At 45.9% G+C, this 17,447-nt stretch carries 16 protein-coding genes; 2 read left to right on the top strand and 14 right to left on the bottom strand.

From position 1 onward, the window contains the following. Positions 1–3 precede the first annotated feature (3 nt). The 12 genes from priB to pilM form a co-directional block, all read right to left on the bottom strand. Positions 4–306: a primosomal replication protein N gene (priB, locus tag OO774_RS01595; RefSeq protein WP_264904125.1), complete on the bottom strand. Its 303-nt coding sequence runs from the start codon at positions 304–306 to the stop codon at positions 4–6. 8 nt (positions 307–314) lie between these two features. Beyond that, positions 315–704: a 30S ribosomal protein S6 gene (gene rpsF / locus OO774_RS01590; RefSeq protein ID WP_041154705.1), complete on the bottom strand. Its 390-nt coding sequence runs from the start codon at positions 702–704 to the stop codon at positions 315–317. A 230-nt stretch (positions 705–934) separates the two neighbouring features. Further along, complete coding sequence (rpe, locus tag OO774_RS01585) at positions 935–1,606, bottom strand: ribulose-phosphate 3-epimerase (RefSeq protein ID WP_014233143.1); 672 nt, start codon at positions 1,604–1,606, stop codon at positions 935–937. Positions 1,607–1,699: 93 nt separating this feature from the next. Then, a complete protein-coding gene (locus OO774_RS01580) occupies positions 1,700–2,539 on the bottom strand; it encodes a Dam family site-specific DNA-(adenine-N6)-methyltransferase (RefSeq protein ID WP_014233144.1) in 840 nt (279 codons plus the stop codon). 69 nt (positions 2,540–2,608) lie between these two features. Then, on the bottom strand, positions 2,609–4,108 hold the full coding sequence (locus OO774_RS01575) for an AAA family ATPase (RefSeq protein ID WP_264904124.1): 1,500 nt from the start codon (positions 4,106–4,108) through the stop codon (positions 2,609–2,611). A gap of 52 nt (positions 4,109–4,160) precedes the next feature. Beyond that, the gene (gene aroB / locus OO774_RS01570; protein WP_264904123.1) at positions 4,161–5,261 is read right to left on the bottom strand and encodes a 3-dehydroquinate synthase; all 1,101 of its coding nucleotides are present in this window, start codon (positions 5,259–5,261) and stop codon (positions 4,161–4,163) included. Between the two features lie 32 nt (positions 5,262–5,293). Continuing rightward, on the bottom strand, positions 5,294–5,812 hold the full coding sequence (gene aroK / locus OO774_RS01565; protein WP_014233147.1) for a shikimate kinase AroK: 519 nt from the start codon (positions 5,810–5,812) through the stop codon (positions 5,294–5,296). A 188-nt stretch (positions 5,813–6,000) separates the two neighbouring features. Beyond that, positions 6,001–7,731 (bottom strand): type IV pilus secretin PilQ family protein, encoded by a 1,731-nt coding sequence (locus tag OO774_RS01560; protein WP_264904122.1) that lies wholly within the window; start codon positions 7,729–7,731, stop codon positions 6,001–6,003. Between the two features lie 28 nt (positions 7,732–7,759). Beyond that, a complete protein-coding gene (locus OO774_RS01555; protein WP_264904121.1) occupies positions 7,760–8,275 on the bottom strand; it encodes a pilus assembly protein PilP in 516 nt (171 codons plus the stop codon). Continuing rightward, positions 8,265–8,858: a type 4a pilus biogenesis protein PilO gene (pilO, locus tag OO774_RS01550; protein WP_264904120.1), complete on the bottom strand. Its 594-nt coding sequence runs from the start codon at positions 8,856–8,858 to the stop codon at positions 8,265–8,267. The genes OO774_RS01555 and pilO overlap by 11 nt, the downstream gene beginning before the upstream one ends. Then, entirely contained in the window at positions 8,851–9,426 is a 576-nt protein-coding gene (locus tag OO774_RS01545; RefSeq protein WP_264904119.1) for a PilN domain-containing protein, read from the bottom strand. The genes pilO and OO774_RS01545 overlap by 8 nt, the downstream gene beginning before the upstream one ends. Further along, positions 9,410–10,423, bottom strand: a complete 1,014-nt coding sequence (pilM, locus tag OO774_RS01540) for a type IV pilus assembly protein PilM (RefSeq protein WP_264904118.1) — start codon at positions 10,421–10,423, stop codon at positions 9,410–9,412. The genes OO774_RS01545 and pilM overlap by 17 nt, the downstream gene beginning before the upstream one ends. A gap of 143 nt (positions 10,424–10,566) precedes the next feature. On the opposite strand from pilM, the gene OO774_RS01535 reads away from it, so the two are divergent. Beyond that, positions 10,567–13,134 carry a PBP1A family penicillin-binding protein gene (locus tag OO774_RS01535; protein ID WP_264904117.1) on the top strand — a complete coding sequence of 856 codons (2,568 nt, stop codon included), beginning with the start codon at positions 10,567–10,569 and terminating at the stop codon, positions 13,132–13,134. A gap of 70 nt (positions 13,135–13,204) precedes the next feature. Here the strand turns inward: OO774_RS01535 and oxyR are convergent, their stop codons facing one another. Next, complete coding sequence (oxyR, locus tag OO774_RS01530) at positions 13,205–14,113, bottom strand: DNA-binding transcriptional regulator OxyR (protein WP_264904116.1); 909 nt, start codon at positions 14,111–14,113, stop codon at positions 13,205–13,207. A 158-nt stretch (positions 14,114–14,271) separates the two neighbouring features. On the opposite strand from oxyR, the gene OO774_RS01525 reads away from it, so the two are divergent. Continuing rightward, a complete protein-coding gene (locus OO774_RS01525) occupies positions 14,272–15,000 on the top strand; it encodes a glutathione peroxidase (protein ID WP_264904115.1) in 729 nt (242 codons plus the stop codon). Between the two features lie 540 nt (positions 15,001–15,540). Here the strand turns inward: OO774_RS01525 and argH are convergent. Further along, the gene (gene argH, locus OO774_RS01520) at positions 15,541–17,415 is read right to left on the bottom strand and encodes an argininosuccinate lyase (protein WP_264904114.1); all 1,875 of its coding nucleotides are present in this window, start codon (positions 17,413–17,415) and stop codon (positions 15,541–15,543) included. Between the last annotated feature and the right edge of the window lie 32 nt (positions 17,416–17,447).

The following is a 17,447-nucleotide window of genomic DNA, read 5'->3' as shown; positions in this document are numbered from 1 at the left end:
ATCTTAAATTTGAGTAATATTGTCGGCATGTAACACTAATTTTCCTACGCCATTTCGGCCGGTTTGATAAGTAACGAAGCCACTTACCTTAATGTTACTACCTTGTACTAAATTCTGAGTTATTGTTTGTGACCCAAGCCCGCTGACCACAACCGGCATACGACAATAAACTTGTCTCGGCAAATCAGCTTCGATAACAGTAGAGCGATGCTCTAGCCAAAACCGACAGTGTTCAATCCCACCAGGGCTTTTACTACGAATGGGCGGTTTGGCAATAGTGCCGCTCAGCTCCATTCGATTGGTCATAACAAATCTTACTCAGCAGCTTCTGACTTAGCTTCAGGCTTAGCTTCAGAACGCTCTTCACGACGTGGAGCACGCTCTTCTTTTTGCTTAAGCATGATAGATTGCTCAGTGATCGCTGCTTTAGTACGCATGATCATGTTACGTAGAACTGCATCGTTGAAACGGAAAGCAGTTTCTAGCTCATCAATTACAGCTTGGTCAGCTTCAACGTTCATTAGAACGTAGTGAGCTTTGTGAAGCTTGTTGATTGGGTAAGCCAGTTGACGACGACCCCAGTCTTCTAGACGGTGGATAGTACCGCCAGCTTCAGTGATAGAACCAGTGTAACGCTCGATCATGCCAGCAACTTGCTCGCTTTGATCTGGGTGCACCATGAATACGATTTCGTAATGACGCATGGGTTGCTCCTTACGGATTATTCAGCTTCCACAATTGGCTCAGTCGTCCAGAGGAAGCAAGGAACTAAAGATAATTGACTGAGTTTAAGGAGCACGAATAGTACAGAAAGGGCGCAAATTAGGCAAGTGATTATTTGCTCAGCGCGGTGGATATTTTCTTTTCGCTAAAACCAGAAACAACAAAGGCTGTCACTCACTGGACAGCCTTGCAAATCAGCAGGTTAAAACGCTTATCTTACCTGAGATAGCTCTTCACGCATTTGGTCGATCACTGCTTTGTAATCTGGCTGACCAAAAATCGCTGACCCAGCAACAAACATATCTGCGCCCGCTTCAGCAATTTCACGGATGTTGTCCACTTTAACGCCACCGTCGATTTCCAGGCGAATGTCACGGCCTGACTCGTCGATCATCTTACGTACCGCGCGTAGCTTATCCATAGTATGAGGAATGAAAGACTGTCCACCAAAACCTGGGTTTACCGACATCAGCAGAATCATATCTACTTTATCCATAATGAACTCAAGGCTCGCTAACGGCGTTGCCGGGTTTAGTACTACACCCGCTTTGCAACCGTGCTCTTTGATCAGCTGCAGAGTACGGTCCACGTGCTCAGACGCTTCAACGTGGAAGGTGATCATCGATGCACCAGCTTTTGCGAAGTCAGGAATAATGCGGTCAACAGGCTTAACCATTAGGTGGACATCGATTGGTGCAGTGATGCCGTAATCACGTAGCGCTTTACACACAGGTGCGCCAAAAGTCAGGTTTGGCACATAGTGGTTATCCATAACATCGAAATGCACCACATCTGCACCCGCTGCGAGAACTTTTTCTACATCTTCACCTAGACGAGCGAAATCTGCGGATAAAATGGATGGAGCAATAAGAAAATCTTTCATACCTGACCTCAGTAATGACGAGCAAACCAATTTGCGCGCAATTCTACCGAAGCCAGTGGGGAGATCCACTATTTAGAACAAATAGTGTGAGAACTATGAAGCAGAGCTGTCTGAATCAGGGGTATTAAAAAGTGCCAGCAGTTCATCGACTTTATTTCGACCACTGCCATTACGGCTGATGGTGCGCTTCACTTTTACCACACTCAAATCCGCTCCGTGGTATAAACGACGCGTTAATGTTGTATCGTGGTTTGAAATCAGTACCGGAATACCGCGTTCCGTGGCGGTTCTTTCCGCGATATCGGCCAGTGCAGCCTGATCATCGAGCGTAAAACCATTTCCTGCATAAGAGGTGAAGTTTGCGGTATTTGAAAGCGGCGCATACGGTGGATCGCAGTAAACCACGCTGCCTTTGCGCGCACGACGAAACGTCTCGGGATAGCCTTCACAAACAAACGTGGCTTTCTTGGCTTTTTCTGCAAAGAATTCCAGTTCAGCTTCAGGGAAATACGGCTTCTTGTATGACCCAAACGGGACATTGAAACCGCCTTTTTTGTTGTAACGGCACAAGCCATTAAAACCAAAACGGTTCATGTAAAGAAAAGCAAGTGAGCGATACATCACGTCATCAGTCTTATTGAACTCAGCGCGAATACTCAAGTAGGCTTCTTTGCGGTTGTTTTCTGCCACAAACCAACGCTTCGCTTCAGAAATATACTCCTCAGGACGCGCTTTAATCAGGTTATAAAGGTTAATCAAATCCGGGTTGATATCAGCCAGTAAATACTGATCGTAATCTGTATTCAAAAAAACAGAACCAGCGCCAACAAAAGGTTCAACTAGCTTTCGAGCCGGTGGTAAATGACGTTGGATGTCTTCAACCAGTCCGTACTTTCCTCCAGCCCACTTTAGAAAGGCTCGTTGCTTTTTCATCTACTGCTCTATCTATCGACCCAAAATTAAGGTTGCGGAATGTAACATATTTTTCAGCGAAGCTCAGGTTTATTTCACACGTTCGATTTCGCGCTGTACCTGGCCTAACGATTTTGCCCATGGGTTGAGTGACTTAAGTGAGTTTGGCAGTGCTTCAACGGCATCTCGAGCCTGTTGAATCGTCTGATAATCCCGATAAGTGATGATAAACCATTCCGTTTCATTACGAACCGTTGGATAAATGCGCACTTTGTTATTCAGCTGATACTCATCAAGGAATGCCTGTACATCTTCCATCGAGGTCATCGCAGCAAGTTGCAAGGTATAGGCGCGAGGAGACAGTGCTTTTAGCTCTTCATAAGCAAATGAAAACTTAACAGCGGGCTTAGTCACTGTGGCTTGTGATTCCGAGCTGGCAGCTTGGGAGGAGTCCTCCGGTTTTACAACTTTAATTAAGGAGCTGCTCGTTTCACCTTGAGTCGAAGTTGAAGGCTCTTCATCCTTGACCTCACTGTTATCGCTAATCGCTTGTTTTGTATTTTTACCTTCGAGCAAAGCATCGACAACATCGGATTCAATCACGACTCGTTGCTGCTTGTCATCGATACCAACACTGGCCACCTCTTCGGTTACCTTTGGTGGTAGCGAATCCGAGTCATCGCTGGCAATATAAGAATCTGAACTGGCAGAGTCACCCGTCACGGTAATCAATCTGCCACTTTCCGTCTCTGATAGGGTCGGAATCGCCGTTTGTTCAATGTTTCCGGTCAATTGTTGCGCTCTATCATCTGGACTCGGCTGGCTGAACATCCACCAATAACCACCAGCGACGAGTAATAGCAACAACAAGATTACCAAGGTAATTTTGAATGGGCTTGCGACAATTGAGCGGATAATTATCCTTTTTTCCACTTTCATCTCTCCTAATGCCATGATGTCACCCGGGATCGGAGCCACTCTCTTAAATGCATCCCGAACACGTTTTTCTGCTTGTTCATCAACATATCGTGCAACTAAAAACTCGAAAAATCGACGAGCTTCTACTTCCGACAGCATATCGATATCTAACTCAACAGGTTTTATCTCCAGCCCGTAACTAATACGCGACAATACACCCTCTAACTGACCTGGTAACGTGAACAGTAAGACATTGATTACCCAATTCGGCTTTTCCTGTGCTTGCAACACAAGTGTCCATAACTCTGAAATCAGGGTAGCGCTCATCAACTGTGCATCATCAACCACAATGACGACATCACAACGCTCATCACCCAATACCCGTTCCAGAGTATCAACCAAAGGCTCCTTTTGGTTGAATACCGACTCTGATAGTAGTTGACTCAATATGAGAATGCGATGCTGGAGATCATCTTGATTTCTATGACAAAGTAACAAACATTGGTTTTTGTTACTGGCACCCACTTCAAGATATCGCTGTGCCAACCAGGATTTGCCAAAGCCAATATCGCCATTTATCACAATTAGATTGGAACCAAAGTGGGTTAACAACCTCAATCGCTCTAAAAGCTCAGTTTGAGAGTCTAATTCCAGACCGTGAGCAGCACTCATTTAATAACCTGACATCCATAAAAGAATGACGCCCAAAGGCGCCATTACAAGGTTAAATATTCCGACCAAACTCGATTGCTTGCTCCAGCACTTCTTGAGTCGTGTCAGCGATGACGTCCGCAGTTCCAATGCCCGTTGGTAAAACTAACCTTAGTTGACCAGAAAGGACTTTCTTGTCGCGCATCATATGTTTGATGAAGTCATCAAAGCTCATGCTCTCTGGGGTGTGCACGGGCAGCTTAGCGCGGCGTAGAATCGCAACAATACGTTCAAACTGCTCCTCAGAAATGAGGCCACGCAATAGGGAAGTTTTGGCGGCCATTACTGTACCGGATGACACAGCCTCACCATGCAACCAATTGCCATATCCAAGCTCAGCTTCAATCGCATGACCGAAGGTGTGGCCTAAGTTTAGTAACGCGCGAATGCCAGACTCTTTTTCATCCTGAGCCACCACTTCCGCTTTAATTTGGCAACAACGAGCAATAGCGTAAGTTAGTGCTTCTTCATCCAACGCGTACAGACGTTCTAGGTTTTCTTCCAGCCAAGCAAAGAATTCAGCGTCATAAATGATGCCGTATTTAATGACTTCAGCCATACCCGCCGCGAATTCACGCTCAGGCAACGTGGACAAGCAATTGGTGTCAATGATGACCGCTTTTGGTTGGTAAAACGCACCAATCATGTTTTTCCCCAGAGGGTGATTGACTGCGGTTTTGCCACCGACCGAGGAATCCACTTGAGACAACAAAGTAGTTGGAATCTGAATAAAATCCACGCCACGCTGGTAACACGCAGAAGCAAAACCAACCAAATCACCGATAACACCGCCACCGAGTGCGATAATAACCACATCACGCGCATAGCTTCCTTCTAACAGAAAGTTCATTACCTGATTAAACACATCCAGGTTTTTGTACTTCTCGCCGTCAGGCAGTTCTAGCAACGATGCGCTGCATCCAAGCTGTTCTAGTTGATTAAGAATTTTATCTGCATACAAAGGGGCTACCGTGACATTACTGATCACGACCACTTTTTGCTTTGCATTTTTGTTTGAGAGAACTTGAGAAAGGTACGCCGGGTCCTCAAACAACCCGGCGCCTATAGAGATTGGGTAGCTACGCTCAGCTAGATTGACCGTAATCCGTTCCATCGGTGTGCTCCAATATTAAAAAAGATAAATACTTATCTCTCTTCTAGCATTTTTACGATCTGGTTGGCTACCACTTTTGCACTCTGATCGTCAGTGCGAACAGTGTAATCCGCTACTTCTTCGTATAGAGGATTACGTTCTTTAGCTAATTGCTCCAATACTTCACGGGGACTATCCGTTTGAAGTAGTGGACGCTTCTTGTCACGATTAGTACGCGCAAGTTGCTTTTCAATCGTCGTTTCTAGGTAAACAACAACACCACGTGCAGAAAGGCGATTGCGGTTTTCTTTGCTCTTTACAGAGCCACCACCAGTTGCCAGCACGATGCCTTGCTCTTGCGTCAGGTCTTCAAGCACCGATTCTTCACGCTTACGGAAGCCTTCTTCACCTTCTACATCAAAAACCCAAGAGATGTCTGCACCAGTGCGTTCTTCGATCACTGTATCGGAGTCTACAAACTCCATATGCAGTTGCTGTGCTAGGTGTCTACCAATTGTACTTTTGCCGGCACCCATAGGACCAACAAGGAAAATATTACGTTTCTCAGCCATGTTTAGCAGTAATTTACAACATTGATTCAATAAGATCGCCACAAGAAAACACAGCTAAGCCGCTGTTCTACAAGGCTCGTGGCACCAATTCCTCACAGATAATTCGTGATAAGACCCGAAATTATCCAAGCATGGTGCCACTAATGCAACTTTATTTTTGATCTAATCTTCTTTTTGCTCACTTATGGCTATTGAATAACAACCTTTGGTGTAACAAAAATCAACAGTTCACTTTTGCCAACTTTTTCGTAACTTCTGCGGAAAAGTGCACCTAATAGCGGCAGATCGCCGAGTAATGGCACTTTATCCACTGAGTTGGTAATACTGTGTTGGAAAATGCCGCCAAGTACCACCGTCTCTCCATTGTTGACTAAGACTTGAGTACCTATTCTCTGAGTGTCTATTGTAACCGCTTCGCCCGTACCCGTTTTAACCACTTGCCCAGGCCGGTCCTGAGTGACACTTAAATCCAGCACTAAACGGTTGTCCGGTGTTATTTGTGGTGTCACTTTTAAACTTAACACCGCTTTTTTGAACGTGATGGTTGTGGCACCACTCGAGGATGATTCTAAGTACGGTATTTCTGTGCCTTGTTCTATATAGGCAGGTTTTTTATTAGTCGTGATTAAACGAGGGCTTGAGATGATCTCTGCTTTCGATTCCTGCTGTAGAGCTGACAGCTCCAGGTCGAGTAAAGTGTCAGAACCCAGCTTAGCGACCTGAAACGCAAGACTGGTTGCGCTTGGGTTAGTAGCGGCGAGATTAACGTTAAGAAAATCATCAATTCCCACGCTACCGCCTTCTCCATCACCTTCATAAAGACCAATGGTTGCCAGATTATTTTCAATCGAGCCACCAACCGTATTATTGCCGTTGATAGAAGAGAACCCCCAACGAACACCTAGCTCATCCATATTACCTTCGCTGACGGTGACAATCCTCGCTTCGATCTGAACCTGCTTAACCGGAATATCAAGTGATTCGACGATGTCTCGTATGACCGAGATATTCTCCGGTAGCTCTCTGATCAACAGTGAGTTAGTGCGCTCATCAATGGTCATGCTACCCCGCTCAGAGAGCATACTGATATTGCCTTCACCATTAATCATCTCAGCAATATCGGACGCTTTAGCAAAGTTCACTTTAATGATTTCAGACGACAGCTCACCCATTTCTTCTTCAAGTTGCTGCTTTTCTAATTGCTGTTTCTCTCGAAGGTCAAGTTCATCCGTCGGCGCAACAAGAATGACATTACCATCGACACGCTTATCTAACCCTTTTACCTGCAGAATAATGTCCAAAACCTGCTGCCATGGCACACCATCAAGGCGCAGTGTCAAATTGCCTTCAACGGAGTCTGATACCACCAGGTTGAACTTGTTATAGTCAGCAATGAGCTGTAAGACGTTTCGTACCGGAATATCCTGGAAATTAATCGATATCCGTTTACCTTCTTTCTCTAAAATGCTCTTATCCAGTACTTTTTCATCAGGTTTGAGTTTACTGACCGTGATTTCCAGATAGCGTCCAGCCAAACGGTAATCGTGAGTGTAGTCATCACTGATATGCGCGACTAAACGGGTCGTCGAAATGTCCCGAAAGACTTCCACACTGTCCACCACGGTTGAAAAGTCTTTTACGTCAATGAGGTATAGCTGATCATCTTTCACTGACGTATTAAGCAAGTCGATGCTGAGCCCTTCCTGAACACGCTTAATATCGACAATCGCCGACGGTGAAGACAACTCCACCGCAATCACCGCGTCTTTGTCCTTATTGGTTCGAAAGTCGATGCTCTTTAACGTATTAGAGCTTCCACCTTCAGCTAAAGCAAAAGGGGCGAAAAGTATAACTAACCAAAAGGATAAGAGCCCTGTGAGTACCCTTGGTGTACGTGTAAGTCCTTGTCTCATCATCATCACTCAATATCAAAATAGTTGCAGTTATCTACCTCAAAGCCAGCTTCACTTTACGTTTCTGCCAGCACCCCAAACCATCAGGCAGTGTTTCGTCGATCAACAAATAGGAATGGGTAATTTGGTTAACCTTACCGTTGTTACGTCCGAGGTAGTGGCCGGGAGCGACTTTATAAACCGTTCCGTTTGGTCCCTGTACAAGCCCGGTGACGCTGCTACCGATCCCTATTACACCCTTCAGACGTAGCTGGCTTAATGGGAATTTTTCTAACTTGCCTGAACGTGCTCTGGAGCGCGGCTGCCAACAATCCTTTCTCGCGATAGGTTGAGTCGCTATCGTTGCTTCTTGGGGTAATACAAAAGGCGCTCTCATGATTTGCGGCTCGTAGACAACTGCGACGTACTTGTCCGCTGGTTTGAGCTTCTCAACATCCCGTCTTGCCTGGTTTTCCACATCACGAATAAAGTCCGTTAACGACTCATCATTTGCCTGACATCCCACCAGCAACGCGCCCATCAGAACCATCAACAAGGGGTTATTTCTCATCTACCTTGTCCTCTGGTTTGAACTGATAGGTGTTCGCTCTTACGCGGAAATGCAGCGTTTCACTTTCCTGGCTAACGCGCTGCCAAGCCACATCTTGAAAAGTAATGATGCGCGGCAAGGTCGCAATAGCTTGTGAGAAGCGACCGATGTCATGAAAATCACCGGTTAACTCGATATTTAGTGGCAGTCGATATAAGAAGTGATCTGACTGCTTTTCTCCCCAGTCAATGCGGGTGAAAGTCAGTTTGTTGTCTATCCCGAGCTCATTGACGGACGCCAGCATAGTGGCTAACTCTTTCTGAGCAGGCAATTGGCGCAACAGCAATTCGTAACGCGTGCTTAGCTCATCCAACTGAGATTGCAGCTGAGGTAATGCGGCAACTTTGTTGGCTTTAATTCGTAACGCAACTTTGAGTGTTTCTTCCTGCTGAATGAGGTCGTTTAATCGTTCTTGCTTGGGCATCAGGTAAAACCAATAACCAGCGCCTTGGAGTAGAAGAATGAACAGAATAATGGCTATCAACTGAGGAATTAGCGGCCACTCAGCAATCTCATCCATTTCCAGATCTTGCCAATTAACCATGCTGACCGCCCTCTTCCTGCTCTACCGCTTTAAACATGAAAGACACTTTGAAGGTCTGAAATTCTTTACCGAAACGCTCTTTGCCATGAACAATGGAGTGCATTTCAACGTCCAATAGTTTTGCAGAACGCTCCATGTTATCGAGCATGGTTGCCAAGCGAGGCGTGCTGTCAGAAATGCCCGCTATTTCTATTTCCAGATCATTCATTTTGATCTTATCGACGTACACGCCTTCGGGCATAACAGCAGACATCAGGTTCATGAATTCGGTGGTTTTATTGCGACCATTTTGCAAGCCTTCAACCACCTTCAAACGCGCTAATATTTTGCTGTGCTCTTGCTCTGCAATTTTCATTGCTTCAATACGTTGCTCAAGCTCTGCAATATACTGAGTGAGGTAATCGAGTCGGCCTTGCTGCTGGTCTTGCTGGAACGCATAAAACTTGCCGATCCCCCATTGAATACCAACAGCAAAAAACACCCCTAAAATGATCAGTCCAACAAAACGACGACGATGTTCTTCCCTTTGGTTTTCCCGCCAGGGCAATAGGTTAATTCGATATAGCACAATCACCTCCTAACCATTGAATACCTCGTACTGCCAAACCCGCGGCGGTTGAAAAATGCGGCCAGTCCGCCGCTCGGCGCTTGCGTATGGCAACGTTCATTTCAAATAAGCCCAACGGGTTCAGTAGCTCGCATTCAAGCGCTAATTGATGTGAAAGCTCTTCAGCCAACATTGGCGTTGTTGACCCTTCGCCGGATAACCAAAGACCTTTAATGTTTTGTGAGCCGTTAATGGATGTATAAAGCTGTATCTGGCGTTTTACGCGATCGACCACCTGACGGTTGAACTGATTCGTTTTTGCTTGTTCTTCGGCAAGAGGGTTTTCCGTAGTCGAAGCCTGAATAGAACCCGTTCCACCGGCAAACTCTTTATGGAACAGCTCACCTTGCTCGGTGAACATGGTGAATGAACTCGACTGACAACCTACATCGAGTAAACCGTACTTGCTTTTGTCCGGGAAGCGCTCTGCCGCCAGTTTCCATATCTGTCCGAGGCTTTGTGAATGAACATCAATCAGGACAGGTTTAAGGCCAGACTTGTGTATTGCCTCAACCCGGCTTTCTACGACATCTTTACGCGTTGCAAATACTTGGTAGTGATGAGGCCCTCGTAAACTTTCTTCGGTACCAAGGCGGACAAAATCTAGGCTCAGCTCGTCCACTGGGAAAGGAGATTGATGAGAAAAAGCCTGCACTACCGCAAACTCTATTTCGCTCTCTTCGGTATTTTGTTCAATGTGTAGTTTTTTGCTGATAACCGCATTATCAGGGACTGAAATTGCTACTTTTTTCGCGCCAAATGGCAGCTGTTTTTTTAACTGTTTAAGGGTATTTACAATTTCTTGATGATTTATGGTGTTATTTTCAGCGACAATACCTTCCTTAAGTAATATTTCTTTGTAACCCAGTAAGGCGAATTGATCGCCATTGGGTTTAAGTACGACGGCTTTGAGGCTGTTATGGCCTATATCGATGCCTGTAACGATTCGCTTATCCATCTTCTACTCTCGCTCCGAAATTTCTTCGCGCAAAGGTTGTTATTAACACCCAAATAAGAGTTAATATCTCTATGTGCTAAATTTTTGACCTAAGAGTACAAGGGTTTGCCGTTACACAGCCTCAACCAATCAGGGATTCTCCGGTGAAGTTCATAAAGCGTTTATTTTTATTAACATTGATTTGCATAATTCTTGGAGTCACTACTATTTTTGGCTTCTATCAATACGTAAAGCCTGAATTACCAGAGGTTGCAACTCTAAAAGACGTTGAATTACAAACACCTATGAAGGTGTTCAGTCAAGACGGAAAGCTGATCGCACAGTTCGGTGAAAAGCGTCGCATTCCTGTCACTTATGATGAAATTCCTCAAGACTTGATTCATGCATTAATCGCAACAGAAGACAGCCGTTTCTACGAGCATCCAGGTATCGATCCAATCGGTATCACGCGTGCAGCTTTAGTGGTTGCGCTTTCTGGTTCGGCAAAACAAGGGGCGAGTACCATTACGCAGCAGCTGGCACGTAATTTCTTCTTATCAAACGAGAAGAAGCTGATGCGTAAAATTAAAGAGATTTTCATCGCTATCCACATTGAGCAACTGCTGAGTAAGCAAGAGATCATGGAACTTTACGTCAACAAGATCTTCCTTGGTTACCGCTCGTATGGTTTTGGTGCCGCTGCGCAGGTTTACTTTGGTAAAAGCCTCAACGAACTGACTCTCAGTGAAATCGCAACGTTAGCTGGTATGCCAAAAGCACCATCAACCATGAACCCAATTTACTCACTGGAGCGAGCAACCAATCGCCGTAATGTCGTGTTAATGCGTATGCTCGATGAGAATTACATTACTCAAGAGCAGTACGATGAGGCACGTAATGAGCTTATAGTCGCGCGCTACCACAGCGCAGAGATCGAACTATCAGCCCCTTATGTTGCCGAGTTAGCACGTGCTTGGGCAGTGAAAGAGTTCGGTGAAGAAAAAGCCTACACGTCTGGTATGAATATCTACATGACGGTGGACTCAAAACTTCAGGATGCCGCGAATACCGCTGCTGTAAACAACTTGCTCGCCTACGACGAACGCCATGGTTATCGTGGTGCTGAAAAAACGCTTTGGCAAAGCGGCGAAAGTGCTTGGGATACCGAGCAAATTGAACAACACCTTAAGAAACAGCCAACCTATGGTGACCTTTCCCCAGCAGTTGTAACCAAAGTAGCAGGGAAAACGGCTCAGGTATGGGTGAAAAACCACCAGGAACAAACCATCCCTTGGTCAGGAATGAACTGGGCACGTAAATACCTGACTGACAAGCGTCAAGGTTCAGCACCCAAATCGGCGCAGGATATCCTCGCTGAAGGTCAACAAGTTTGGGTGCGTGAGGTTAGCCCTGACGATGGCGAAGGTAGTAAAGTAAACAACTGGAAACTGAGTCAGGTTCCAAATGCCAATACCGCGTTTGTCGCAATGAACCCTGAAAATGGTGCAATCCTGTCAATGGTAGGCGGCTTTAACTTTATTCACAGTAAGTTTAACCGTGCGACCATGTCAGTGCGTCAGGTTGGTTCAAGTATCAAGCCTTTCATTTATTCTGCTGCTATCGATAAAGGGCTGACGCTAGCGACTCTCGTCAACGATGCACCAATCAACAAATGGGACGCTGGCTCAGGCTCAGCATGGCGACCAAAGAACTCACCTCCAACTTACGGCGGTCCAACTCGCCTTCGTATCGGTTTGGCTCAATCAAAGAACGTAATGGCAGTTCGTACTTTACGTGAAGTGGGGCTGGATGAGACTCGTCAATACCTAACGCGTTTTGGCTTCGATATTAACGATGTCCCTCGCTCAGAAACCATCGCCCTTGGTGCGGGCAGTTTGACGCCAATGAAAGTCGCGCAAGGCTATTCAGTGTTTGCCAATGGCGGTTACTATGTCGAACCTTTCTATGTCGATCGGATTGAAGATGCGTTTGGCGAAGTACTGTTTAAAGCGAACCCTAAGAGCGTTTGTAAACAAAACTGCCCACAAGTCGTCGAACAATACGCCGAGAATCGCTTTGCGAGTGAATTTGGTGAGCAAGATGTCGAGATTGAAGGTTTCGTAACAGACAACTCGCTAGAAAGTGATGAACCACAATATGCTCCACAAGTTATTTCACAAGAAAATGCGTTCTTGATGCGTGAAATGATGTACAGCAATATTTGGGGGGGTGGTGACTGGCGTGAAGGCACTGGCTGGAATGGTACAGGTTGGCGAGCTCAATCGTTGAAACGTCGCGACATTGGCGGTAAAACGGGGACAACAAATGACTCCAAAGACGCCTGGTATAATGGTTACGGACCAGGGGTCGTGGCTGTCGCCTGGGTTGGCTTTGACGACCACTCAAGAGCGCTTGGCCGTGCTACGGTAAACAGTAACCTCGGTCAAGGCCAAGTATCGGGTGCAGAGGCTGGCGGTAAAACAGCCGAGCCAGCTTGGATCGACTTTATGCGAGTGGCGCTTGAAAACACGCCAGAGCAGAGTAAACAGGTTCCCGATAACATTGTACAAGTGCGTATTGATCGTAGCAGCGGCATGCTGACCGACAACGTAGACGGTAGTTCCATGATGGAATTCTTTGAGAAAGGCACAGAGCCAACGGAGTATTCAGGTAGCTTGCTCGAAGACAGTATTTATTCCAGCGGTGGTGGGACAACTGAAGAGCTGTTCTAAGTGTACACTGCAAAATAAAGCAGGGGAGCCATTGGCTCCCCTGCTTTATTTCTAAAATCCACTCGCGCAATTACGCCGCAATAGAGGATGGGTAACTCGCCAGAATATCTTTGATCTTCGCCGCGAGTGCTTCAAAACGCGCACGAAGTGGTGAGCCTGGACGATATACCAACACAATCTTACGTGTTGGAGTTGGATTTATCGCAGGAATGTAACTAACACCATCTTTCTGCTTCTCATGCGGCAGTGATAGCTGAGGTAGTAATGTGATTCCCCCACCTGCGGCGACCATATTGCGTAAAGTCTCTAAGCTGGTAGCTTTGAATCGTTCATCATCTTTTGCTCCTGCAGCAAAACAGAAGCCTAAAGCCTGATCTCTTAAACAGTGGCCATCACCGAGGGACAATACCGTCTTCCCTTTAAGTGACATCATATCTATCTGATCCAGCGATGCCCACTCATGATCGCAAGGCACTGCAACACTTAACGGCTCGTTATACACTTCAATCTCTTTGAAAGGTTCGGTTTCTGCTACTGACGCTAACACCAGACAGTCCAATTTACCTTCTTCCAGTTGATGCACCAGCTGTTGAGTTTGCGCTTCATGCAGGAACAACTCCAGCTCTGGAAATTCTACTTTTAGCTCGGGAAGAATTTTAGGTAACAAGTAAGGACCGACAGTAGGTATAAAACCAATATGCAACGGCCCGGTCATTGCGCCATTTTGACCGCTCGCCATGTCCTTAAACGTTTTCACTTCACTTAAAATCCGTTTAGCTTGATCCACCAGTTGCAAGCCAGAGTCGGTAAACAGCACACGGCGGCTACTGCGCTCCAAAAGCGTTGTTCCGAGTTCGTCTTCTAACTTACGAATTTGTCCACTAAGGGTCGGCTGGCTGACAAAACATGCTTCTGCCGCTTTACGGAAGTGCTTATGTTCTGCAAGCGCGACGAGGTACTCAAAGTCCCTAATATTCATAACACACGATTCGCTTCTATTTAGTGATAGTTAACACCTATCGAAACCATAACACTAAACGATTACAGCTATCAAAAGATTTTTATCATAATAAGCTTAATCAAGCAGAACAGACACGAACTAAACGCTCACAACTAAAAAGAATTATAAGGAATACAATGTTTATCTCTAAAGAAGGTCAAAACATCCCACAAGTTACTTTCCCAACTCGTCAAAACGGCAATTGGGTGAATCTCACCACGGATGAGCTTTTCAAAAATAAAACCGTCATCGTCTTCAGTTTACCAGGCGCATTTACTCCGACTTGTTCTTCAAGCCATTTGCCTCGCTACAACGAACTGCTTCCAGTATTTAAAGAGCACGGCGTGGATGAAATTTTATGTGTATCGGTCAATGACACGTTTGTGATGAACGCCTGGAAGCAAGAACAAGAAGCGGAAAACATTACCTTCATTCCAGACGGCAATGGTGAGTTTACCGAGGGTATGGGAATGCTGGTTGATAAAAGTGAACTTGGCTTTGGTCAGCGATCTTGGCGTTACAGCATGTTAGTGAAAAATGGTGTGATTGAAAAAATGTTTATTGAACCTAATGAGCCTGGCGACCCGTTTAAAGTGTCAGATGCAGATACGATGCTCAACTACATTGCTCCTGACTACAAGACGCAGGAATCCATCACAGTATTCACCAAGCCAGGTTGCCCATTCTGCGTGAAAGCGAAGCAGAACCTGATTGATAAAGGGCTTAACTATGAAGAAGTGATCCTGGGTAAAGATGCAACGACAGTAAGCCTACGCGCGATTTCTGGCCGTACTACTGTACCTCAGGTATTCATTGGTGGCCGACTCATAGGCGGCAGCGAAGAGCTAGAAACCTACTTGGGCTAAACAGACGTAAGATCAAAAACAAAGCCTCGTCATCGACGAGGCTTTTCTCTATTTAAGCGGCCATCATGGCATAGCGACTAACAAGAACAATAGCAGTAAGCCCGATAGTGAAAAAACCACCAGCAACAGTGAGTGCCATTTTAAATTCTGTCGACATTATAAATTTCCTATTTTGAAGTGACTAAAAATAGTACGACAATAACGTGCTTCAAGGTTTAATCAAACATAATTTTGCAGGTGTATTTAAGTCGCTAACGTAAACGCCGTAAACAGCAATAGTGCGCTTTGTCATTTTGCCGCGGCAACGTCGACGTGACAAACAGAATAAAGTCCGGCGCCACTCAAATTACAGATAGAAAAAAGCCCCAAAATCAATATCGATTCTGGGGCTCTCTTAGATTCTTCTAAGAAAAAGCAGTGGTACTTTAATAGACCCGGCTTCCTCTTAAAGGTTCCATCTTTTTACGATTTTTTTAGCAAATACTTATGTAACGATATCGCCACTCAGTTATGTTATTGAATGCTAAAACGATCGACCACTTATGCTACATAACTTTTCTGGATCAACTGCTCGACCAAATTGATCTCCAGCGCGACTTCATCACACGCATGTTGACGAGGGCACTGGTCACAGTCTTTCAGTACTTTCTCCGGTAATAGAGATTTCGAAGTCGGTACAAAGTTCTGTTTCATAAAGAACTCAGGTGTTCTGGTTAACACAAAGACTTTTTTGATCGCCATTTGACGGGCTTTTTCCACCAGGTAGTTCACAATCGCACTGCCCTGCCCTTGGCCCTGCCAACCTGCTTCAATTCCTAGCGAGCGAACCTCGGCTAACCCAGAGTCATAGACGTACAATGAAGCGCAACCAGTGACTTCACCATGATGCTCTGCGACCGCAAATGAGCCAATATCGCGCACCAATTCATTACGAGAGCGTGGCAGGTTTTCACCCAGGTTAGCCCAGTAAGCGACCATACCTTCTAGCGTCTCGATGTCAGTCAGACGCGCAGGACGTACTTTAACTGCCGCATTATCACGCTGAATTAAACGTTTGTCTGCCTGATCAACCGCATAAGCCACTTGCTGTGGTGACACACCGCCAAGCGCACAACGTTTTTCAAGACAAGACTCGATAGTAAGAATCTCATACACATCGTCTTCAATAACGTCAGAGAATACTTTCAGCTCTTCTAAAGACAGCTCTTCAAGCGCGCAGCCTTTCTCAATCGCGCCGACTACGGCTACACCAACAATATGGTGAGCTTCACGGAATGGAATGCCTTTCGCAACAAGGTAATCAGCCAGCTCAGTCGCATTCGCATAACCCTGCTTTGCCGCTTCCAGCGTTCTTTCACCATTGACTTTGATACCATCGAAACACAACGCTGCCATTTCCATGCAATCGTTCCAGGTATCTAATGCGTCGAACAAACCTTCTTTGTCTTCCTGCATGTCTTTGTTGTAAGCCAGAGGCAGCGCTTTAACGGTCATCATCATCGCAGAAAGTGCGCCGTAAACACGGCCAGTTTTGCCACGGATTAACTCAAGTGCATCTGGGTTTTTCTTCTGTGGCATCAATGATGAGCCAGAAGTCACCGTATCAGCCAACTCGATGAAGTTAGACTCACCTGAGTTGTAGAAAATCATATCTTCAGCCAGACGAGAAAGGTGCAGCATCGAGATAGAAGCTACTGACATCAGTTCCATCACATGGTCGCGGTCCGATACCGAATCCAGCGAGTTACGCGTCGCACGGTGGAAACCAAGATTGTGCGCCAGCTGCTCACGATTAATTGGGTAAGCTGTACCCGCTAGTGCACCAGAACCCAGTGGACAGGTGTCTAAACGCTGCAGGGCGTCACTCAAACGAGAGTGGTCACGTTCGAACATTTCAACGTAAGCCAGGCACCAGTGCGCGAAGGTCACAGGCTGTGCACGCTGAAGGTGAGTATAACCTGGCAGTACCGTGCCTTGGTGTTGCTTAGCCACGTGAACCATTTGCGACTGCAGACGATCTAAAGCAATCAATAATTGCTGACCTTGCTGACGACACCACAGCTTAAGGTCGGTAGCGACCTGATCGTTACGTGAACGGCCAGTATGAAGTTTTTTACCTAAGTCACCCACTTTACCGATAAGTTGCTGCTCAACCCAAGAGTGGATGTCTTCTGCATCAGAGCCGAGGATCTGATGCGGGTCTTCCATGACTTCAAGCTTCAGTTCGTTTAAAGCGAGTTCAAGCTTCTGCTGTTCTTCTGCCGATAGCACATCGACAGACAGCAGTGCCTTAGACCATGCAATTGAGCCTACGATATCTTGCTCAGCCAATCGGTAGTCGAAACGCAACGAATCGTTGAAATCTTTGAATCTGGTATCTGCTGCTTGGGTAAATCTTCCGCCCCATAATGCCATTGCGTATCTCCTGATGACTATTGCTTACTCTA

Source organism: Vibrio sp. STUT-A11 (assembly GCF_026000435.1).
Lineage (GTDB): Bacteria > Pseudomonadota > Gammaproteobacteria > Enterobacterales > Vibrionaceae > Vibrio.
The sequence above is the reverse complement of the archived record's forward strand: the minus strand, read 5'-3'. Positions and strand labels throughout refer to the sequence as shown.